General features: G+C 67.8%; 18 protein-coding genes. 10 read left to right on the top strand and 8 right to left on the bottom strand.

The window, feature by feature from the left end; translation table 11 throughout:
- On the bottom strand, positions 1–729 hold the full coding sequence (locus FO044_RS06310) for an amino acid ABC transporter ATP-binding protein (RefSeq protein WP_132993810.1): 729 nt from the start codon (positions 727–729) through the stop codon (positions 1–3).
- A 161-nt stretch (positions 730–890) separates the two neighbouring features.
- Here FO044_RS06310 and miaB point away from each other — a divergent pair, with 161 nt between their 5' ends.
- Together miaB and FO044_RS06320 are read left to right on the top strand one after the other, a co-directional pair.
- Entirely contained in the window at positions 891–2,405 is a 1,515-nt protein-coding gene (gene miaB, locus FO044_RS06315; RefSeq protein WP_412917618.1) for a tRNA (N6-isopentenyl adenosine(37)-C2)-methylthiotransferase MiaB, read from the top strand.
- Complete coding sequence (locus FO044_RS06320; protein WP_132993569.1) at positions 2,396–3,043, top strand: Rv2732c family membrane protein; 648 nt, start codon at positions 2,396–2,398, stop codon at positions 3,041–3,043. Before miaB ends, FO044_RS06320 begins: the two co-directional genes overlap by 10 nt.
- Positions 3,044–3,055: 12 nt before the next feature.
- Here FO044_RS06320 and FO044_RS06325 read toward each other — a convergent pair whose 3' ends face one another.
- On the bottom strand, positions 3,056–4,411 hold the full coding sequence (locus FO044_RS06325) for a DUF349 domain-containing protein (protein WP_132993568.1): 1,356 nt from the start codon (positions 4,409–4,411) through the stop codon (positions 3,056–3,058).
- 141 nt (positions 4,412–4,552) lie between these two features.
- Here FO044_RS06325 and FO044_RS06330 point away from each other — a divergent pair, with 141 nt between their 5' ends.
- From FO044_RS06330 to hflX, 4 genes are all read left to right on the top strand, one after another.
- Positions 4,553–5,248 (top strand): class III extradiol ring-cleavage dioxygenase family protein, encoded by a 696-nt coding sequence (locus FO044_RS06330; RefSeq protein ID WP_132993567.1) that lies wholly within the window; start codon positions 4,553–4,555, stop codon positions 5,246–5,248.
- The gene (gene miaA / locus FO044_RS06335; protein WP_132993566.1) at positions 5,245–6,168 is read left to right on the top strand and encodes a tRNA (adenosine(37)-N6)-dimethylallyltransferase MiaA; all 924 of its coding nucleotides are present in this window, start codon (positions 5,245–5,247) and stop codon (positions 6,166–6,168) included. The genes FO044_RS06330 and miaA overlap by 4 nt, the downstream gene beginning before the upstream one ends.
- A 10-nt stretch (positions 6,169–6,178) precedes the next feature.
- Positions 6,179–7,072: a diaminopimelate epimerase gene (dapF, locus tag FO044_RS06340; protein ID WP_132993565.1), complete on the top strand. Its 894-nt coding sequence runs from the start codon at positions 6,179–6,181 to the stop codon at positions 7,070–7,072.
- 75 nt (positions 7,073–7,147) lie between these two features.
- On the top strand, positions 7,148–8,578 hold the full coding sequence (hflX, locus tag FO044_RS06345; protein WP_132993564.1) for a GTPase HflX: 1,431 nt from the start codon (positions 7,148–7,150) through the stop codon (positions 8,576–8,578).
- Here the strand turns inward: hflX and FO044_RS06350 are convergent, their stop codons facing one another.
- The 4 genes from FO044_RS06350 to FO044_RS06365 all read right to left on the bottom strand — a co-directional run bounded on the left by FO044_RS06350 (position 8,579) and on the right by FO044_RS06365 (position 12,791).
- Positions 8,579–8,839 (bottom strand): HPr family phosphocarrier protein, encoded by a 261-nt coding sequence (locus FO044_RS06350; protein ID WP_132993563.1) that lies wholly within the window; start codon positions 8,837–8,839, stop codon positions 8,579–8,581. It lies immediately after the preceding gene.
- Positions 8,840–8,902: 63 nt separating this feature from the next.
- Positions 8,903–11,011, bottom strand: a complete 2,109-nt coding sequence (locus FO044_RS06355) for a PTS fructose transporter subunit IIABC (RefSeq protein WP_132993562.1) — start codon at positions 11,009–11,011, stop codon at positions 8,903–8,905.
- 65 nt (positions 11,012–11,076) lie between these two features.
- Positions 11,077–12,024 (bottom strand): 1-phosphofructokinase family hexose kinase, encoded by a 948-nt coding sequence (locus FO044_RS06360; RefSeq protein ID WP_132993561.1) that lies wholly within the window; start codon positions 12,022–12,024, stop codon positions 11,077–11,079.
- Positions 12,021–12,791 carry a DeoR/GlpR family DNA-binding transcription regulator gene (locus FO044_RS06365; RefSeq protein ID WP_132993560.1) on the bottom strand — a complete coding sequence of 257 codons (771 nt, stop codon included), beginning with the start codon at positions 12,789–12,791 and terminating at the stop codon, positions 12,021–12,023. The genes FO044_RS06360 and FO044_RS06365 overlap by 4 nt, the downstream gene beginning before the upstream one ends.
- A gap of 137 nt (positions 12,792–12,928) precedes the next feature.
- Here FO044_RS06365 and FO044_RS06370 point away from each other — a divergent pair, with 137 nt between their 5' ends.
- Complete coding sequence (locus FO044_RS06370; RefSeq protein ID WP_132993559.1) at positions 12,929–14,629, top strand: phosphoenolpyruvate--protein phosphotransferase; 1,701 nt, start codon at positions 12,929–12,931, stop codon at positions 14,627–14,629.
- On the opposite strand, the gene lexA is transcribed toward FO044_RS06370, so the two are convergent.
- The gene (gene lexA, locus FO044_RS06375; RefSeq protein WP_132993558.1) at positions 14,626–15,297 is read right to left on the bottom strand and encodes a transcriptional repressor LexA; all 672 of its coding nucleotides are present in this window, start codon (positions 15,295–15,297) and stop codon (positions 14,626–14,628) included. The genes FO044_RS06370 and lexA overlap by 4 nt on opposite strands.
- Positions 15,298–15,479: 182 nt before the next feature.
- Between lexA and FO044_RS15030 the strand changes: the two genes are divergently transcribed.
- Positions 15,480–16,082: a LysM peptidoglycan-binding domain-containing protein gene (locus tag FO044_RS15030; protein ID WP_244945796.1), complete on the top strand. Its 603-nt coding sequence runs from the start codon at positions 15,480–15,482 to the stop codon at positions 16,080–16,082.
- A gap of 47 nt (positions 16,083–16,129) precedes the next feature.
- Positions 16,130–16,579 (top strand): transcriptional regulator NrdR, encoded by a 450-nt coding sequence (gene nrdR / locus FO044_RS06385; protein WP_132993556.1) that lies wholly within the window; start codon positions 16,130–16,132, stop codon positions 16,577–16,579.
- Here nrdR and hrpA read toward each other — a convergent pair.
- Entirely contained in the window at positions 16,576–20,253 is a 3,678-nt protein-coding gene (gene hrpA, locus FO044_RS06390) for an ATP-dependent RNA helicase HrpA (RefSeq protein ID WP_143965436.1), read from the bottom strand. The two genes, nrdR and hrpA, sit on opposite strands and share 4 nt — an antisense overlap.
- A gap of 116 nt (positions 20,254–20,369) precedes the next feature.
- On the opposite strand from hrpA, the gene FO044_RS06395 reads away from it, so the two are divergent.
- Entirely contained in the window at positions 20,370–21,602 is a 1,233-nt protein-coding gene (locus tag FO044_RS06395) for an aminotransferase family protein (RefSeq protein WP_132993554.1), read from the top strand.
- The last annotated feature ends 79 nt before the right edge of the window (positions 21,603–21,681 follow it).

A 21,681-nucleotide genomic window follows, 5' to 3' on the forward strand; every position in this document is an offset into this window, starting at 1 on the left:
TCAGTGCCCCAGGATCTTGGACAGGAAGTCCCGTGCACGTTCGGACTCCGGTGCGGTGAAGAAGCTCTCGGGGTCGCTGTCCTCGACGATCGCCCCCTCGGACATGAACACGATCCGGTCCGCGGCCTTGCGGGCGAAGCCCATCTCGTGGGTGACGACGACCATCGTCATGCCGTCCTTGGCCAGGGACACCATGACGTCGAGCACCTCCGAGACCATCTCGGGGTCGAGGGCGGACGTCGGCTCGTCGAACAGCATGACCTTGGGGCCCATCGCGAGAGACCGGGCGATCGCCACACGCTGTTGCTGACCGCCCGACAGCTGGGCCGGGTACTTGTCCTTCTGCGCGGAGACGCCCACGCGGTCGAGTAACTCGTCGGCGCGCTCACCCGCCTCCGCCTTCGACATTCCCCGTACCTTGATCGGCCCGATCGTGACGTTCTCGTAGATCGTCTTGTGGGCGAACAGGTTGAACGACTGAAACACCATGCCGACATCGGAACGAAGACGGGCGAGATCGCGGCCTTCGGCGGGCAGTACTTCGCCGCCGATGCGGATCTCGCCGCTGTCGATCGGCTCGAGCCGGTTGATCGTGCGGCACAACGTCGACTTACCGGAACCCGATGGGCCGAGGACGACGACCACCTGACCCTGGGGAATCTCGATGTCGATGTCCTTCAGCACATGGAGGTCGCCGAAGTGCTTCTGCACATTCCGCATCGAGACCATGGGGGTGACGTTCGCGTCGCTCATAGGTATCAAGTTAGTTGTGGCGGGGGCCACTACAAAGTCAGACCGGCAAAACGGCATGAGAAACACCGCATCTGACTCGAGAACGCGCATGCTGCGCGAAGTCCGGGCCGATTTGCCTCACCCCGTATTCTGGACGGGTGAGTGGTGCAGTGACCAAGTCGTATTCGGTTCGAACGTTCGGATGTCAGATGAACGTCCACGACTCCGAACGCATCGCCGGACTCCTCGAAGATGCGGGTTACGTGGCGGCCCAGGAGGACGGCGACGCCGACCTCGTGGTCTTCAACACCTGCGCGATTCGCGAGAACGCCGACAACAAGCTGTACGGCAATCTGTCGAACCTGGCGCCGGTGAAGTCGGCGCGTCCGGGAATGCAGATCGCCGTGGGCGGATGTCTGGCGCAGAAGGACAAGGACGTCGTGCTCAGCAAGGCGCCGTGGGTCGACGTGGTGTTCGGTACGCACAACATCGGATCACTACCCGCACTGCTCGATCGTGCCAGGCACAACGAGCGCGCCGAAGTGGAGATCCTGGAGTCCCTGGAGACGTTCCCGTCGGCGCTTCCGGCGCGCCGCGACTCGGCGTACTCGGGCTGGGTGTCGGTCTCGGTCGGCTGCAACAACACGTGCACGTTCTGCATCGTGCCGTCCCTGCGCGGCAAAGAGGTCGATCGCCGACCCGGCGATGTGCTCGCCGAAGTGCAGGCGCTCGTCGACCAAGGCGTTCTCGAGGTGACGCTCCTCGGCCAGAACGTCAACGCCTACGGCATGTCGTTCGCCGACCCGGACACCCCGCGCAACCGCGGAGCCTTCGCCGATCTGCTGCGCGCTTGCGGGACGATCGACGGTCTCGAACGCGTGCGATTCACGTCGCCGCATCCGGCGGAGTTCACCGACGACGTGATCGCCGCGATGGCAGAGACGCCCAATGTCTGCCCGCAGCTGCACATGCCACTCCAGTCCGGCTCGGATCGGGTGCTGAAGGCGATGCGCCGGAGCTACCGCACGACCAAGTTTCTCGGAATTCTCGAGCGGGTACGCGAGGTGATGCCGCACGCGGCGATCACCACCGACATCATCGTCGGGTTCCCCGGCGAGACGGAGGAGGACTTCCAGGGGACCCTCGATGTCGTCGAACGGGCCCGCTTCACCAGTGCGTTCACCTTTCAGTACTCGGCACGGCCCGGCACTCCGGCCGCATCGATGGACGATCAGGTTCCGCCGGACGTCGTGAAAGACCGTTATCAGCGACTGATCGCGCTCCAGGAGCGCATCTGCCTCGAAGCCAACGAAGAACTGGTGGGCAGCGAGGTGGAACTCCTCGTCGCGGCGGGCGCCGGCCGCAAGAGCGCGGAGACCGGCCGGATGAGCGGACGCTCGCGCGACGGCAGGCTCGTGCACTTCCGTGCACCGGAATCCTCGGGTGTGCGGCCCGGAGACATCGTGACCAGCACGGTCACCGATGCGGCACCGCACCACCTCATCGCGGATGCGGGAATCGCCACCCACCGCCGGACCCGTGCGGGCGACGCGCATGAGGCAGGCACCACCCCGACGACCGCTCCTGTGGGGGTCGGGCTCGGAATGCCGTCGATCGGTTCTCGCCCGACGGTCGCAGCAGCCTCCGGCTGCGGAACAGAAGGATGCTCGTGAGTAAAGACGACGACATGACGGCGTTCGAGGAGTACGAGAAGGATCTCCGCAAGGCCGAACGGAAAGTGGCGGGCGAGATCGACCCGGGTGCGCGGGCCGTCGTGGTCGCCGTGTGCGTGCTCATCGGTCTCGTTTCGCTGATCCTCCCGCACACGGGCGACGTGCGCGGGATCGACGTGTTCACGATGTCGGACGCGGCAGTCGCCGAGTACATCGCCCTGCCGTCGCGGATCTTCGTCTATCTGCTGCTGATCTTCGGCATCGGGCTCTCCGCACTGGCCCTGATCACCCGTCGGTGGGTGATCGCGTGGCTCGCGTTGTGCGGATCCGCCGTCGCATCGGTCGCGGGCATGCTCGCGATCTGGACCCGGAACACCGTCGGCGTCGACGAGTTGAACGATGTCGCGAACCCGCGCGACCCGTCGGGAGCCGGCCTCGGGCTGCTCCTCGGCTGGTTCGTCGTCATCGTGCTCACCTTTCACTGGGCGCGCGTGGTGTGGGCACGGACCAACTACCATCTCGCGGTCGAGGCCGAGCGGCGCGATCAGGCTGCCAAACAGGAAGCGCTCGGCCTGTCGCTGCAGCGCAGGCGCTCGTCGAGCGAGGCGGCAGCGTCGAAGGACGACGAGCAGACTTAGCGGCCGGACCGGCTAGAGATCGGAGAGGGCGGACTGCGCGGTGCCCGCCCACTCGCGCCATTGCGCGGCCTGTTCGCGGAACTTCGCGGCATCCTTGGCCTTGCCCGCTGCCTCGGCCTTGACCGCCTGCTCCTCGAGTTTGTCGGCGCGTTCGGCGAACTGCGCGGCACGAGCCTGCGCTTCGGGATCGGTGCGGGCCCACTCGGAGTCCTCGGCCTCCTTGAGGGACTTCTCGATCGCTCGCACGCGGCCTTCGAGGGAGTGCATCTGATCGCGGGGGACCTTGCCGATCTCCTCCCACCGGTCGCGGAACGTTCGGAAGGCGCGCCGCGCGCCGTCGAGATCCCCAGCGGGGTCGATCTTCGACTCCGCGTCGGCCAGCAGAGCGGCCTTGGCCTTCGCGTTCTCAGCGAACTCGGCGTCGCGCTCGGAGTTCACCGCATTGCGTGCGTGGAAGAAGACGTCCTGTGCGGCTTTGAATCGCGTCCACAGCGCTTCGTCGGCGTCGCGCGGCGCGCGGCCGGCCGCTTTCCACTCCTGCATGAGCTCGCGGTACTTCCCGGCGGTGGGGCCCCAATCGGTCGACGACGACAGCGCCTCGGCCTGCTCGATGAGCTCCTCCTTGCGTGCCTTCGCCCCCGCCCGCTCCCGGTCCAGCTCGGCGAAGTGGGCGCCGCGACGGCGATTGAACGCATCGCGTGCTTTCGAGAAGCGCTTCCACAGGGCGTCGTCGGTCTTCCGGTCGATGCCCTTGATCGTCTTCCACTCGTCGAGGATGGTGCGCAGCCGGTCGCCGCCGACCTTCCACGCGGTGCCTTCCGCGCCGATCGCCTCCGCCTCGGTGGCGAGAGCCTCCTTACGGGCGATCGCGGCCGAGCGTTGCTCGTCGCGCTCGGAACGTACCTGCGCCGCGACGTCGTCCGCACTGGCCACGATGATCTCCAGGCGGGCCGACAGCTGCTCGATGTCGCCGATCACCTGAGCTTCGGGCAGGGTGTCGAGGAGATGCCGGGCGGCGGTCTGCGTCTTACGCGGATCGCCCGAGTGGGCCGCGAGCCGTTCCTCGAGGATCTCCACCTCGGTCGCGAGGTCGGTGAACTTCCGGGCGAAGTGCGTGAGGCCCTCGTCCGGGGTGCCTGCCTGCCACGAGCCGATGGTCCGTTCTCCCGATGCTGTCTTCAGCCAGACGGTGCCGTCCGCGTCGATACGGCCGAACTTCGACGGGTCGCCGACCGTGACGGGATGCACCGGGACCGCGGGAGTCGGGCCGCCGAGAGTCGGACGGGGAGCAGGATGTGGCCCCGGCTTAGGGCCCGGCTTGGGTCCGGGCTTCGGTCCGGGTGTGGGTCCTGGCGTCGGAGTGCTCATCTCGGATCTTCCTCTGCGTGTCTCACCGCGCGTCACGGCTGCCGTTCACTACCGACCTCATTCAAGCAGTTCAGCGGTCCGCGTGGGGCGGGGCGCGACACATTTGGGTAATGGGGCAGGACTACCGGTACCGTCGGTCGCGTGCTTGCCGAGGTCGCGATCATTCCGGGCGCTCCGGTCCTGGTGCCTGAATTGTCGGGTCCGAATGCCGTTGAGGTGGAGCCGGTCCGCGCTGCCGTGCTGGCGGCCGGCCGGGCGCTCGCCGACGCCGCCACCTGCTGGATCGCGATCGGCGCTGATGGACCGGACCGTCGACTGGCGGCGTACGGGGCAGACGTGCCGGTGACGCTGACCGGAAACGGGCCGGACCTGTCCGCGCCCTCGTCGATGCTGATCGCCGCGTGGCTCCGCGGGCGTACCGAGTCCGATGTGGAGGTCGTTCCGCTCGTCGTCGATGCGACCGCCGCAGCAGGAGACGCGGCGGTGATCGGGCGCCGGCTCGCTGCCCGGGTCGACGCGGATCCCCGGCCGATCGGCGTGCTGGTGGTCGCCGACGGTGCGAACGCACTGAGCCCGTCCGCTCCGGGAGGCGGTGACCGCGAAGCAGCCCACGCACTGCAGACGGCGATCGACGATGCGCTGGCTGCCGGCGACACGGCGTCGCTCGCGACTCTCGACCGGCAGCGGTGTGCGGAGGAGGGTGCGCAGGGTCGGGCGGCGCTGCAGGTCCTGTCCGCACTGTGGGGCGCCGCGAGTGCCCGGGCGCAGGTGCGGTACTCGGGTGCGCCTCTGGGAGTCGGCTACTCGGTCGTCACCTGGAGGCCCGAGAGACGATGAAGGCGGCTTCCATCACACCGGTCGCGGTGGTCGGTCCGACGGCGAGCGGAAAATCGGCTCTGGCACTCGATCTCGCCGAGCGGCTCGGCGGCGAGATAGTCAATGCGGATGCGATGGCGCAGTACCGCGGGATGGACATCGGCACGGCGAAGCCGCCACCCGCCGAGCGGCGCGGAATCCCGCATCACATGCTCGACGTCCTCGACGTCACCGAGACCGCGACCGTCGCGAAGTACAAGGCCGCGGCGGGCGAGATGATCGAAGGTCTCCTCGAGGCGGGGACGACGCCGATCATCGTCGGCGGATCGATGATGTACATCCAGGGACTGCTCGACGACTGGGAGTTCCCCGCGACGGATCCGCGGGTACGTGCCCGATACGAGGAGCAGCTTGCGCAGATGGGTCCGCTCGCGCTGCACCGGCTACTCGCCGACGTCGACCCGGCGGCCGCCGCGACCATTCTCGACTCGGACGGGCGGCGGATCGTGCGAGCGCTCGAGGTCGTGGAGCTGACCGGACAGCCGTTCGCGGCTTCCGCGCCTACCATCGGCGAACCACGATGGGGCACTGCGATTCTCGCGCTCGACCGGGAGCGGGAGGAGCTCGATGCCCGGGTCGAGGCACGGACGGCGCAGATGTTCGAGTCGGGGTTCGTCGAGGAGGTGGCCGCACTCTGCGAGCACGGGCTCCGGAACGGCCGGACCGCGTCCCAGGCGATCGGCTACACCCAGGTGATCGCCTACTTGGACGGACGGCTCGGACTGGACGAGGCGCGCGAACGCACATTCTTCGGCACCCGTCGCTACGTTCGCCGCCAGCGCTCGTGGTTCCGTCGCGATCATCGGGCCATCTGGCTGGACGCCGCAGCACCGGGTCTGCTCGACGACGCTCTGCAGGCGTTGTCACAGGTCCGCGAGTAACCTGGGGCGCATGAGCGCTGCGCCCGGATTCTCCTTCGTCAAAGGACACGGCACCGAGAACGACTTCGTGGTGATCCCCGACCCCGAGGTGACCGTCGACCTGACCGCTCCGCTGGTCGCGGCACTGTGCGACCGGCAGCGCGGGATCGGCGCGGACGGCGTGCTGCGCGTCGCCACGGCCGGGGCCCTCGCTGCCGCAGGGGTCATCGACGCGGTGCCCGACGGTGTGGCTCGCGGTGATTGGTTCATGGACTATCGGAACGCCGACGGATCGATAGCCGAGATGTGCGGTAACGGAGTCCGGGTGTTCGCGCACTATCTGCGTGCGGCGGGATTCGTCGACACGGACACGTTCTCCGTGGGGTCCCGGGCCGGCGCACGTCCGGTGGTCCTGCACGCCTGGGACCCCGTCGCCGCCGACGTGAGTGTTGCGATGGGCCGCGTCGAGCTGGGTGGGCGCAGTCAGGTCGAGATCGCCGGACGGACGCTGACCGGGCATGCCGTCGACGTCGGGAATCCGCATCTGGTGTGTGTCCTGGACGGTCTGACTCCGGACGAACTCGCAGATCTCGACCTGACCGGCGGCGCCGTTCTCGACTCCGCGATGTTCCCGCTCGGTGCGAACGTGGAGATCCTCACCCCGCTGGAGTCCACGGACACCGACGTCGACTTCGCCGCGCACATGCGGGTCTTCGAACGAGGTGTCGGCGAGACGCGGTCGTGCGGCACCGGACTCGTGGCCGCTGCGAGCGCAGCTCTGCACGGGATCGGTCGCGAGGACGGCATCGTGGGGATCACCATCCCCGGGGGCCGGGTCGTCATCACGGTGGCCGACGGTGGTGCCGTCCTGCGTGGGCCCTCGCGGCTGGTCGCCCGCGGCGACCTGGTGCCGGGGTGGGCGTGATCGGTCGGCTCGGATGACCGTGCCGGATAATCGAGGTGCGTTCCGGGTGGTCGGCGGGGCACAATGGTGTCTTGTATGACTGAACTCAATGAAACCGACCAGCAGACGCCGACCATCGGCGAGCTCGCACTCGACGATCGTGCATCACTGCAGCGCGTCGCGGGACTGTCCACTGAACTCGATGACATCACCGAGGTCGAGTACCGGCAGCTGCGACTCGAGCACGTCGTTCTCGTCGGCGTGTGGATGTCGGGAACCGTGGCGCAAGCGCAGGCGAGCATGGCGGAACTCGCGGCCCTCGCCGAGACGGCTGGGTCGCAGGTCCTCGAGGCGCTCTTCCAGCGGAGGTCCAAACCCGATCCAGCGACGTATCTCGGGTCCGGAAAGGCGCGCGAGCTTCGCGAGGTGGTGCTCGCGACCGGTGCCGACACCGTCATCTGCGACGGCGAGCTGACACCGGCGCAGCTGACCGCACTGGAGAAGGTCGTGAAGGTCAAGGTGATCGATCGGACGGCCCTGATTCTCGACATCTTCGCTCAGCACGCCACGTCGCGCGAGGGCAAGGCCCAGGTGGCGCTCGCTCAGATGGAGTACATGCTGCCGCGGCTGCGCGGCTGGGGCGAGTCGATGTCGCGCCAGGCGGGCGGTCGCGCAGGCAGCAACGGCGGCGTGGGCCTGCGTGGTCCCGGTGAGACGAAGATCGAGACCGACCGGCGTCGTATCCGTGAGCGGATGGCTAAGCTCCGCAAGGAGATCCGCGGAATGAAGACCGCCAGGGTGGTGAAGCGAGCAGCGCGCCATCGTGGTGGGGTCCCTGCGCTGACCGTGGTCGGATACACGAATGCGGGTAAGTCGAGTCTGGTGAATGCGATGACGGGCTCCGGCGTTCTGGTGCAGGACGCGCTGTTCGCGACTCTGGACCCGACGACCAGGAGAGCTGAGCTCGCGGACGGGCAGGAAGTGGTCTTCACCGACACCGTCGGATTCGTGCGGCATCTGCCGACCCAACTCGTCGAGGCGTTCCGCTCGACTCTCGAAGAAGTGGTCGACGCCGACCTCCTGGTGCATGTGGTGGACGGCGCCGATCCGTTCCCGGACAACCAGATCTCCACGGTTCGCCGGGTGATCCGCGACGTACTCGACGAGGACGATCGCCCCGCACCGCCGGAGATCCTGGTGATCAACAAGGTCGATGCCATCGACGACGTTCGCATGACCACCCTGCGCGCGGAGTTCGACGGTGCGAGATTCGTCTCCGCGCGGACCGGGGAAGGTCTGCCGGAACTGTTCGAGGCCATCACCGAGCAGTTGGAGCGCAACGACGTCGAGGCGACGTTGCACGTGCCCTTCACCCGCGGCGAGGTGATCGCCCGCCTGCACCAGCAGGCGCACGTTCTGTCGACCGAGCACAACGAGGAGGGCACCCGCCTGGATGTGCGGATGCCCTCGTCGCTGGCCGCGGAACTGGCCGACCTCATCGTCACGCCGACGGCCGCCGGCAGCTGATCAGTCGGCGTCCAGGTCCTGCTCGACCATCGCGGCGATCTGGTCGACGGCGGCCTGATCGTCGCCGTCGACGACGATGCTCGCGCCCTTCTCCGCACCCAGTGTCATGATCATCAACGCGCTGCCCGCGTCGACGGGATCACCGTCCGGTAGGGCCAGAGTGACCGGGCTGCCGAGGGCGGTGACGGCTTCGGCGATCAGCGTCGCGGGCCGGGCGTGCAGTCCGACGGCGGATCCGACGGTCACGGTGGTGCTTGGCATGAGTGCTGCCTTTCTCTTCGTACTTATGGTCATGCTCGGGGTCTGACTCGGATCGGGCGACGCTCAGGCGGCGGCCGGTGCGGATGATCCTTCCTCCGCCTCTTCTCCTTCTGCGGTGCGGGGGCGCACCTGCTTGGCGGCGATCACGGCTACGGCCGCGACCACTGTTCCCACGACGATAGCGATCAGGAACTTCCACCACGTTCCGTTCATGGCGAACAGCACGAACACGCCGCCGTGCGGTGCGCGGAGCTCCGTGCCGAGCGCCATCGACAGACCACCTGTGACCGCACCGCCGAGCATCATCGACGGGATCACCCGCAGCGGGTCGGCGGCGGCGAACGGGATCGCACCTTCGGAGATGAACGATGCACCAAGCAGCCAAGCTGCCTTGCCGTTCTCCCGCTCAGGCTCGGTGAACAGGCTCGGGCGCAGCAGAGTCGCGAGGGCGAGAGCGAGCGGCGGAACCATGCCTGCGCCCATGACGGCGGCCATGAACTCCCACTGGCCGACACTCGCACCGGCAGTGCCCAGGCCCGCGACGCCGACTGCGTATGCGGCCTTGTTCACCGGGCCGCCGAGGTCGAAGCACATCATCAGGCCGATGACTATGCCGAGAACGATCTTCGAGCTGCCGGACATCGAGTTCAATTGGTCCTCGAGGGTGGTGTTGACCCAGGAGAGCGGTCCGGCGAGCAGCATGAACATGACCACGCCGACGATGAGCGTGCCCACCAACGGGATGATCACCACCGGCTGCAACCCGCGCGCCCACTTCGGGAGCGGCAACTTGGAGAGCCAGAGGGCGACCACGCCGGCGATCAGACCGCCGACGAGTCCGCCGATGAAGCCCGAGTTGACGGTCACCGCGATGACGCCGGCGGTGAAACCGGGCGCCAGTCCCGGCCGATCGGCGATCGCGTACGCGATGTAGCCGGCGAGCACGGCCACCATCAAGCCCATCGCGGTGGAGCCGATGGCGAAACTGACGCCGCCGATGTACTGACTGAGTCCACCGGCCGGCAGGTCCCACAAGCTGTTGTTGAGTGCGACGTACGCGCCGTTCGACATGTCGGGGGAGAGATCGCTGTTGCCGATCTCGTAGCCCGCGATGAGGAAGCCGAGCGCCATCAGGAGGCCGCCCGCCGCGACGAACGGGATCATGTAACTGACACCGGTCAGCAACGCCTGCTTGAGTCGGCTGCCGAGTCCGGCGCCCGCGTCGGCGGACGATGCGTCACGGGCCCCGGCGTCGTCGGCATCGTGCGCCGAGACGGTTCGTGTGTTCGGATCGCTCGCGGCCGATACGGCTTCGGTGATCATCGTGTCCGGTTGGTTGATCGCGCGCTTGACGCCCGACTCCACGAGCGGTTTTCCGGCGAACCGCTCCCGGCCCTTCACCCCGACATCGGAGGCGAAGATCACCGCATCGGCGTCCGCGAGTTCCTGGTCGGTGAACGGAGTGGTCCCGCTCGATCCCTGGGTCTCTACCGCGAAATCGACGTCGGCTCGCTCGGCGGCCAGCTTGAGTGCATCGGCGGCCATGTACGTGTGCGCGATCCCGGTCGGGCAGGCGGTGATGGCGAGGACGGACGTGCGGCGGGAGGCGGCCCCGGTCATCGGTGCGGCAGCCGGTGTCCCGGTCGCTGCTGTCCCTGTCGCCGGTGTCCCATTCGCTGGCGTCTCCGCAGCCTTAGTATCTGCGGCTTTCGTGCCCTTCGGGGCCACCGCGTCGGTGACGAGGTCGACGACGGCCACGTCGCTCTCGGCGTCACGGAGACTCTGCACGAACTCCGGGCGCACGAGAGCCCGGGCCAACGCGCTCAGGACCTTCATGTGCTCGCTGCCCGCACCGGCAGGGGCGGCGATCAGGAACACGATGTCAGCGGGTCCGTCGTTCGCTCCGAAGTCGACGGGTCGGGACAACCTCGCCATGGCGAGGGTCGCCGTCGTCACCGACTCAGCGCGGGCGTGCGGGATGGCTATGCCGCCGGGGAGACCGGTCGGTGAACTCGACTCGCGGGTCAGTGCCCCGTCGATCAGGTCGGTCGGGTCGTCGGTGCGACCGTCGTCGCCGACGAGACCGGCGAGGCGGCGGATGACGGCTTCTGCGTCGTGGCCTGCATCGGTGTCGAGGAGCACCAGGTTCGGCGCGATTATCGGTTGGGACATGACGTGTGCCTCTTCGTCGGACGGACTATCGGGTCGGCGTGATGCGGAGCTGGGTGATCGGGTGTTCACAGGAGTCTGGTGACGGTTGCTCCCGCCTGGTCCAGAAGGTCGGGTGTCGGGGGAGTGGTGCCGTGCAGGGCGGCCGCCGCTGAGCCGTAGGCGACCGCGCTGCGGAGCCGGTCGGCGGGGTCGGTGCCGCGGCGGTGCGCGATCAGATAGCCGGCCAGTGACGAGTCGCCGGCTCCGACGGTGCTGCGGACGCGGACCTTCGGGGCGGTGGCGAACCAGACACCGCCGGAGTCGGCGAGCAGCGCGCCCGCGGCACCGAGCGTCGTCAGGATCGCGCCGCCGGTCGTCGCGGCGAGATCAGCGGTCGCTTCAGCGGCCGCGGACGGGTCACCGTTCGTCGCCGCCGACTCCAGTTCCGCCGGGTCCGCACCGGTGAGCTCTGCGAGTTCCTCGGCATTGGGCTTCATCAGTCCAGGCCGTGCACCCGCCACCCACCGCAACGGCGGTCCCGAGGTGTCCACCGCGACGGCGATCCCAGCGTCCGAGAGCCGACCCACCAGGTCCGCATACCAGGACTCGGGAAGTCCGGGCGGCAACGAGCCGCACAGCGCTATCCAGTCGGCGCCGGCGGCACGCGCAAGGACGGCATCCGTCAGGGCGGCTGCCGCCGCTTCGCCGAGCGTCGCGCCAGGCGCGTTCACCTTCGTCGTGATGCCGTCCGGGTCGGCGATCGTCAAGTTCACGCGCACGTCACCGTGCACGTCGAGGGCCGCGTGGGGGAGACCCGCCCGGTCCAGATGAGCGAGGAAGGGGTCGCCCGCTCGGGCCGGTATCACTGCGAGCGTGTCCAGGCCGGCTGCGGCGACGACCCGGGAGACGTTCACTCCCTTGCCGCCCGGCTGATCGTGGGTTCGCAATGTCCGGTGCACGCCTCCCGGTCGGAGGGGGCCGTCGATCTCGGCGGTGCGATCTATGCTCGGGTTCGCGGTGACTGTGACGATCATGCGACAACCACCTCGACGTCGTGGTTGTTGAGGGCTTCGGTGAAGACGGGGTCGATCCCATCGTCGGTGATCAGGACGTCGACGTCGTCGATCTCGCCGAATCCGACGAGTTCCTGACGATTGAGCTTGGTCGAATCGGCGAGGACGACGACCCGGTCGCATGCCGCGATCATCGCGCGTTTAGTGGCGGCCTCGTCGGGGTCGGGGGTGGACAGGCCGTGATCGGTGGTCAGCCCGTTGGCGCCGATGAACCCGACACTCACGTGCAGCCTGCGGAGCGCCTGCACGGTGTCGGTGCCGACGGCTGCCTGGGTCTTCGGACGGAGCCTGCCGCCGACCAGGATGACGGTCGAGCGCGCCAGGCCGGTGAGTGACGAGGCGATCGGGACGCTGTTGGTGACCACGTGCAGGTGCGCATCGCCGGGGAGCGCCTCGGCCGCCTGGAAAGTGGTGCTGCCCGCGTCGAAGAGCACGGCGCCTCCGGAGTCGGGAACGAACTGCTGAGCGGCTCGACCGATCGCGCGCTTCTCGGCACTGCGGGCGGCTTCACGGGAAGCGAGGTCGAGTTCGTCGACCACGGTGGCCAGATCCGGCCGAACGGCTCCTCCGTGAACACGAGTCAGGAGCCCCGACCGCTGCAGAACGGCGAGATCGCGTCGGACCGTCTCCCCGGTGACGGTGAAGCGCTCTGCCAGATCGTTGACCGATACGCGGCCGCGGCCACGGACATCGTTCGCGATCGCTCGTTGGCGCTCATCTGCGTACATCGTGTCGGCTCTCTGCTCTGTTCTCCCGGAGTGATCGGGCACATCGAATGTTGATTGATGTGGGATCAATTGCAATCAGCCTTTATTTAGACCCGTTTGGGGTGGCTTAGTCAAGTATTTCTTGTAATCTGTCTCACATGTCGCAACTCAATCCTTCTGGAGCCAATCCCTTCGGGGCCGACGTGGTGGTCACCGGCACGCCGGTGGTCGGCGGACTCGCGTACGGACCGATCATCCGCGCAGGCGACAGGCCGTCGTTCGACACGTCGGCGCCTGAGGTCGCGGCGGATCAGCGGGATCAGGAGGCTCGGCGGTTCGTCGAGGCGGCGGGTGCGGTCGGCGATCGACTCGCAGGCCGTGCCTCAAGGAGTACGGGAGTCTCGGCTGAGGTCCTCACCGCCACTGCGGGTCTCGCGCGTGACCGGGGATGGATCGGAGCGGCATCCAAACTGATCGCGGCGGGGACGCCGGCGCCTGCCGCGGCCGCGGCGGCCACGGAGCAGTTCGTCGAGTTGTTCACCAAGCTCGGTGGTCTGATGGCGGAGCGTGTCACCGATCTCCGCGACGTACGCGACCGGGTGATCGCCGAGCTTCTGGGACTTCCCGAGCCCGGAATCCCGACGCCGGAGGTCCCGTCGATTCTCTGTGCGGACGACCTGGCCCCTGCGGACACGGCCGGGCTCGATCCGTTGCTCGTCGTGGGCCTCGCGATGCGGCTCGGCGGCCCGAGTAGCCACACGGCGATCATCGCCAGGCAGCTCGGCATTCCGTGTGTGGTTGCGGTATCCGGTCTCGAGGAGATTCCCACCGGTGCACTCGGATTCGTGGACGGTGCCGCGGGTGCCATCGGTGCTTCGCCTGACGAGCAGCTCATCGCCACAGCCGTGGCGGAGGCGAAGGAGACGGCGAAGGCGATCGCGGCGTGGCGTGGTCCGGGCCGCACGGCAGACGGTGAGGCGATCGCGATCCTGGCGAATGTCGCAGACGGTGCCTCTGCGCGCGCCGCAGCTCAGGGGCAGACCGAGGGGGTCGGTCTCTTCCGGACCGAGCTCGCCTTCCTCGATCGCGAGCAGGAGCCGACCCTCGAGGAGCAGACCGGGCTGTACCGGGAGGTCGTCGACGCGTTCGCCGGATCGAAGGTGGTGATCCGCACGTTGGACGCCGGATCGGATAAGCCGCTCCGATTCGTCTCGCATCCCGACGAGCCCAACCCCGCGATGGGGGTGCGCGGAAACCGGATCGTCGCAACGCATCCAGAGGTCCGGGACGGTCAGCTCGACGCTCTCGCAGCGGCGGCGCAGGGGTCGGAATCGATCCCCTGGGTGATGGCGCCGATGATCGCGACGGTGGCGGAGGCGCGAGAGTTCGCCGCACAGGTCCGCGCTCGTGGGCTCGTGCCCGGGGTGATGGTGGAGGTGCCGTCGGCGGCGATCATGGCCGAGGCGATCCTCGCCGAGGTCGATTTCGTGTCGATCGGGACGAACGATCTCACCCAGTACACGATGGCCGCCGACCGAATGTCTCCCGAGCTCGCCGGGCTCACCGATCCGTGGCAGCCAGCGGTGCTGGCGCTCATCGACATCGTCGGCAGGGCCGGGGCCCGGCTCGGCAAGCCCGTCGGCGTGTGCGGAGAGGCGGCCGCCGATCCGTTGCTGGCCTGCGTGCTCGTCGGACTCGGTGTGCGGTCGCTGTCGGCCGCTCCCGCCGCAACGCCCGCGGTCGGCCTCCGGCTCAGTGGGACCACCGGAGAACAATGCCGCGAGGCCGCTCGTGCGGCTCTCGCGGCATCCGGTGCATCGGCCGCGCGGGACGCGGCACGCGCAGTGCTCGGAAGTTAGATCCGCCGGAGGACGGTCACCACCTTGCCGAGGACGGCTGCGTCGTCACCCGGGATCGGCTCGAAGTGCTCGTTGTGCGGCATCAGCCAGACGTGGCCGTCCTTGCGCTTGAAGGTCTTGACGGTCGCCTCGCCATCGATCATGGCCGCGACGATGTCGCCGTTCTCGGCGACGTTCTGCTGACGCACCACGACCCAGTCGCCGTCGCAGATCGCCGCGTCGACCATGGACTCGCCGACGACGCGGAGCATGAAGAGCGACCCCTCGCCGACGAGTTCCTTCGGCATCGGGAAGACCTCTTCGACCGCCTGCTCGGCGAGAATCGGACCACCGGCGGCGATACGGCCGAGTACCGGCACGAAAGTCGGGGTCGGGAGCGACTCGGCATCACTGTCTGCGGGCGGGGTCCTGCTGTCGTCGCGCACATTGACCGCTCGTGGACGGTGCGGATCGCGCTTGAGGAGTCCGCGACGCTCCAAGGTGCGCAATTGGTGCGCCACCGACGAGGTGGACGTGAGTCCGACGGATTCGCCGATCTCGCGGATGCTCGGCGGGTATCCGCGCTCGCGAACCGACTTGCGGATGACCTCGAGCACCTCCCGCTGACGCTGTGTCAGCGACGCCTCCAGCGTCGCAGTCGAGAGCAGGGGATCGGGCGTATCGGCCATCGTCAGTCCTTCCTCGGTCGTGCTATTCGCGTTCGAACATCGGTGTCCGATCTGGTCCCCAGATTAGTCGAATAGATCACAGAACTCAAACAATTGTTCGACGTGTTGCTGACTTTGTCGGAGCCGTGGTGTTTACTATCGAACAAAGGTTCTTCGAACAAGCGATCGAATGGGAGTCTCTGATGAGTCAAGCACTGGCGCCGCGTACCGCAGACCGGGTTCTCCGCGGCCCGGAACGTACCCAGATAACGGCCATGACCTGCGATGTACCCGTTGTCGAACGTCGTGTTAGCGCGAGCCGGACCGCCGACGACCGGATCGCGGTCTGCCGCCCGACGGGTCGTGATCCCCGGCGTGCCCGGGGCAGTATCGCCGTCCGTCCGGTGCCGGCGGAGGGCTCCGCACGGCGCCGGACAGCCCGATCGGATGAGGCCGAACAGCTCCGTTCGACGCCACCGCGTGCCGATCGCAGCCGTTCGAACATCGAGGGCGTGATCCGTCGTCGACGGGCTGTCGGTGCACTGCTCCTCGGTGGCGTTCTCGCCGGGGTGGTGTGGGTGCTGGCGATCGTGGGATCGAACTACCAGGATGCGGCGACCCCGAACGTGCCCGCGGCCACGCAGGTCGTGCACGTCCGCTCCGGTGAGTCGCTGACCGACGTCGCTCGTCGGGTAGCGCCGCACCTTCCAGAGGCCGGTGTGGTGCAGCAGTTGCGAAAGCTGAACGGACTGGAGAACGCGGGGCTGCGGATCAGTCAGCCGCTGGTGGCTCCCGCATTCGGTTGAGACGGTCCGCCAATGGGGCCCATATCGGGCGCAGGTAGTGTCGTGGAATGCGCTGCCCGTTCTGCAAGAACGACGACACCCGAGTAGTGGATTCCCGCGTCGCAGATGACGGCCTGGCGATCCGCCGCCGTCGGTCGTGCGCCGAGTGCGGCCGTCGATTCAGCACCGTGGAGACCGCCGTGCTATCGGTGGTCAAACGCAACGGCGTGACCGAGCCCTTCAGCCGAGAGAAGGTCATGAAGGGCGTTCGCCGCGCATGTCAGGGGCGGCACGTCGACGAGGATGCGTTGGCGCAGCTCGCGTCGCGCGTGGAGGACGCAGTCCGTGGCTCCGGTTCGGCGGAGATCCCCAGCAATGAGGTCGGACTCGCGATACTCGGACCGCTCCGCGATCTGGACCAAGTCGCGTACTTGCGTTTCGCCTCGGTATACAAGTCTTTCGAGTCCGCGGACGATTTCCAGAACGAGATCGACGATCTGCGCCGGGATCGCGTCTAGAACTTCTCGATCGCCCGGAGGAGCCGTTTCTCGGATATCGGCCCGGCCGTGCCCAGCTGCTGGGCGAAGAGACTGACCCGAAGTTCCTCGAGCTGCCACTGCACCATCTCGCTGAGCGAATCCTGTCTGGCCTCGGGGACCTGTGCCAGTCGTTGGTTCCAGGCGGCGACGACGCGGTCGACCGCGGCGATTCCCTGATTATCGCGTGCGGGCGCGGCGGAAAGAGCGTCGAGTCGCGCACCCGCGGCGGCGAGATAACGGGAGAGCGCGCGGAGCTGCGGGCCCGGCGTCGCCGCGACGAAGCCGTCGAATATCAAGTTCGCCACCTGGTCCGCAACGTCGTCGGCGGCGAGGGTCCCACTGTGGGCGTCGATGGCCTGTCGCACCGCCGAGTACTCCGCGAGCGCCGAGACCGCATCGTCGAAGTAGTCGGGGGCCGCCGCCCGGATCGCGGGCGCGGTGCGTGCCGACAGTGCGTCGAAGTCCGCGGGGCTTCGGACATCGCCGAGCCCCGATTCACGGCCGAGCGCATCCAGGGCGGCGCGGCGACCGCAGTCGGCGAGCAGCGCGTCGACGTCTCGGTAGGGGCTCTGGCTCAGGGCCAGCTTGCGGGCGGGAGGCAGTGACGATGCGATCCTCCGGCTAGGAGGAGTTACGGACAGCATGAGCAGCTCGGTCACACCGGCCGCGACGCCGGCATCACGTGCGGCTGCGGTGGCGACTGTGACGACGCGGACTCCACGGCCCGGTACCACCGAGAGTGCCGGGTAGCGGGTGACCTGCTGGCCGGCAAGTGTCTGCACGCGCTCGGACTCGAGCGTGCCGATGCCGTCGGTGGTCCACGCAGTGAATGTCTGCTGTTCGCTGCGCCGGGGGCCCGATCCCGGCGCAGCGAACTGGCGGCGAAGATCCCCGAGCCGGTCCGATCGGGCGATGACGGCACCCGCGTCATCGGTCACGGCGAAATGCATGCGCAGATGCGGCGCAAGCGTGTCGGGCCGGAAGTCGCGCGGCCCCAGAGTGGTTCGGGTGATCGCGGAGAGCTCGCGCGCGAGCGCGGGGACGAGCGGCTCGGTCCGGGCAGACATCTGCTCGACGGCCAGATCGGCGTACCGCTGGGCCGGAGACATCGATTTCCGCAGTCCCTTCGGCAGCGACTTGATCAGTGCGGTCGCCAGTTCGGACCGCAGACCCGGTACCAGCCAGTCGAAGCCGCCGTCGTGGATGTGATCGAGCAGCGGGCGGGGAACGATGACGGTGACGCCGTCATCGGGTGCGCCGGGGGCGAAGTGGTAGCGCAGCTCGAGACGGGTCTCGCCCTGTTGCCATGCGGGCGGGAAGTCCGCTGCATCGGGTGCGTCGTCGGCGACGAACATCTCCGGCGAGAGATCGAGCAGTGATGGGTCTGTGCGACCGGCCTTCTTCCACCAGGAATCGAAGTGGCGAGCGGAGACGACCTTCGCCGGTACGCGGGCGTCGTAGAAGTCGAAGAGCTCGGTGTCGGCGAGGCCCACATCGCGTCGCCTGGCTCGATGCTCGAGCTCCTCCGCCTCGCGCATCAGGGCCGCGTTGTGCTTGACGAAGGCGTGACGGCTGCGCCATCGCCCGCCGACGAGCGCCTCGGTGATGAATATCTCGCGGGAGGTCCTGGGGTCTATCGGCCCGTAATGGACGCGACGCTGAGCCACCAGCGGCACCCCGAGGAGGGTGACGCGTTCGTAGGCCATGACGGCGCCTCGACGAGTCGACCAGTGCGGTTCGCTGTAGGTCCGGGTGACCAGATCGCCTGCAGCCGTCTCGACCCATTCCGGGTCGATCGCGGCGACGGTGTGCGCGAACAGGCGCGATGTCTCGGTGAGGTCGGCGGCCATCACGAAGGCCGGTGGCTTGGAAGCGAGGAAGGATCCGGGAAAGAGCGCGAACTTGGTGCCCCGCGCACCGAGGTAATCACGGGTGTCACCCTGCCGCGCACCGATATTGGTGAGCAGGCCGGTGAGGACTGATTTGTGCACGGCGGCTGGATCGGCCTCGGTGGCCGGTACCTGCCAGTCGAGGTCCCGGACGGTTCGCTTCAGCTGACGGTGCAGATCGAGCCATTCGCGCACACGCAGATAGTGGATGAACTCGCGCTCGCATTGCCGCCGGAACTGGTTGCCCGACAGTTCGTCCCGTTGTTCCTGCAGGTACTTCCACAACTGGAGCTGACCGAGGAACTCCGATCCGGCGACGGCATGGCGCTTGTGTGCGGTGGTCGCCGCCTCGCGCTTGTCCGGTGGGAACTCGCGAACGTCGGGGAGGGCGAGCGCCGAGGTGATGACGAGCAGGTGGTCGAGACATCCGTTCTCGTGACCCGCGACGAGCATCCGGCCGAGTCGTGGGTCGACGGGCAGTCGGGCGAGCGTCTTGCCCACGGGTGTGAGGCGGGCGGTCGCCGAATCGGTATCGGTGACCGCCCCCAGCTCGGAGAGGAGTGCCATGCCGTCGCGGATGGCCCGGGACTCCGGGGGCTGAACGAACGGGAAGTCGGCGACGTCGCCGAGCCGCAGCGACAGCATCGAGAGGATGACCGCCGCCAGGTTGCTGCGCAGAATCTCGGGATCGGTGTACTCGGGACGGGCGTCGAAGTCGTCTTCCGCGTAAAGCCGGATGGCCACGCCCGGGGCAACACGTCCGCAGCGGCCGGCCCGCTGGCGGGCGCTGGCCTGCGACACCTTCTCGATCGGCAGCCGAGTCACCTTGGTACGTGTGGAGTATCGCGAGATGCGGGCGGTACCCGCATCGATCACGTACCGGATGCCCGGGACCGTCAGCGATGTCTCGGCGACGTTGGTGGCCAGGACGATGCGCCTGCCGTCCGACGGGCTGAACACCCGGTGCTGCTCGGCGACGGACAACCGTGCGAAGAGCGGCACTACCTCGGCGTCCGTCCGACGCTTGAGGGCATCAGCGGTATCGCGGATATCGCGCTCGGTAGGCAGGAAGACCAGGATGTCTCCGCGCCCGCCCGACCACAATTCGCCGACCGCGGAGTCGATCGCCGCGATCTGATCCAGGTCCGCGTGGTCCTCGTCATCGGTGGCCGGGGGACGGTAGCGGATCTCGACGGGATAGGTGCGTCCCGACACCTCGATGATCGGCACGGCCTCGTCGGCGCCGGCGAAGTGACGGGCGAACCGATCGGGCTCGATGGTCGCCGACGTGATGACGAGCTTCAGGTCGGGCCGTTGCGGGAGCAGGCGTTTGAGGTAGCCGAGCAGGAAGTCGATGTTGAGGCTGCGCTCGTGGGCTTCGTCGATGATGATCGTGTCGTACCCGCGGAGCAGGGGATCGGTGGTGATCGCGCGCAGCAGGATGCCGTCGGTCATCACCTTGATCTGCGTGCTCTTCGAACTCTTGTCGGAGAAGCGGACCTGGTACCCGACCGCGTCGCCGATCTGGGTCTTCGTCTCGTCCGCGATGCGCCGGGCGACTGACGTCGCGGCGATTCGTCGCGGCTGTGTGTGCGCGATCGAGGTACGGCCGAGTTCGGCGCAGATCTTCGGCAGCTGTGTCGTCTTGCCGGACCCGGTCTCGCCCGCGATGACGACCACCTGGTGATCGCGGATCGCCTCGGCGATGTCCTCCCGGCGGGCGCTGACGGGAAGCTCGGGTGGGTAGGAGATGGTCAACGACATGATGTATCTGATTCTACGGCCGGATCCGGTGTCCGGTTGTGGCGGGAGGTGCGGCCGGTTGCCTGGTTCACGGTACCGGCGAGCGATGGACCGGGTGGTCGTGCGATATTTGAATCATGGGTTCTCTTTGGCACGGTTTTGCAGACATGGGTGCGGTCACGCAGAGTGGCCCGTTCGTCATCACGCGCGGCGACGGCACCCGAATCTACGACGACAAGGGCAACGAGTACATCGACGCCACCGCGGGTCTGTGGTTCACGAACATCGGGCACGGCCGGACGGAGATGGCCGAGGCCATCGCCAAGCAGGCATCGACCATCGCTCACTACTCGAACTTCGGTGACTTCGCATCCGACGTCACGCTCGAGCTCGCGGAGCGGGTGGCGGCGATCTCCCCGGTGCCCGGCTCCAAGGTGATGTTCACCATGGGCGGCAGCGACTCCGTCGACAGCGCCTTCAAACTGGCCCGTCGCTACTGGGTGGAGCAGGGCAGACCGACGAAGAAGATCGTCGTCGGACGGACGAAGGCGTACCACGGCATGCACGCTGCGGGTACTTCGCTGGCCGGGATCCCGGCGAACGGCGAAGGCTACGGCGAGTTGCTCCCCGACACCGAGACCATCGACTGGGACGACGCGAAGTCGCTCCTCGGGCTGATCGAACGAGTCGGCGCTGACAACATAGCGGCGTTCTTCGCTGAACCCATCATCGGTGCTGGCGGCGTCTACCTTCCGCCCGAGGGCTACCTTCGCGAGGTCCGCGACATCTGCCGCGAGCACGACATCCTGTTCGTCGCCGACGAGGTGGTCACCGGATTCGGTCGCATCGCAGCCAACGAGTGGTTCGCATCGGGCCGCTTCGATCTGCAGCCGGACATGATGACCACCGCCAAGGGCCTCACGAGCGGCTACGTGCCGATGGGCGCGCTGATCGTCGCGCCGAAGGTCGCTGAGCCGTTCTTCGCAGGTGGCACCTGGTGGCGGCACGGTTACACGTACGGCGGGCACAACGTCTCGGCGGCGGCAGCGCTGACCAACCTCGACATCATCGAGCGCGAAGGTCTGCTCGACGAGGCGAATCGCGTGGAAGCCGATCTGGCGCAGGCGTTCTCGCCGCTGACTGAGCTCGAAACCGTCTCCGAGGTTCGCACCGGTACCGGAGCGGTGACCGCCGTGCAGCTCGCGGATCCGAGCAACGCGATGCCCGCCATCGCGAGGCTCCGCGAGCACGGTGTCTCGTCGCGTGCAGCGGGCCAGGGTGCACTGCAGATCTCGCCGGCGTTCGTGATGACCACCGAGGAGATCGGGGAGATGGCCGACCGCTTCACGAAGGCGCTCAACGAGCTGTGATCCATACGGCCTGACCATCTATCGCAGTTGTGCCCCCACCGGAATCCGGCGGGGGCACAACTGATTCTCTGCGTCTACT

The organism is Gordonia zhaorongruii (assembly GCF_007559005.1).
GTDB classification, from domain to species: Bacteria; Actinomycetota; Actinomycetes; order Mycobacteriales; family Mycobacteriaceae; genus Gordonia; species Gordonia zhaorongruii.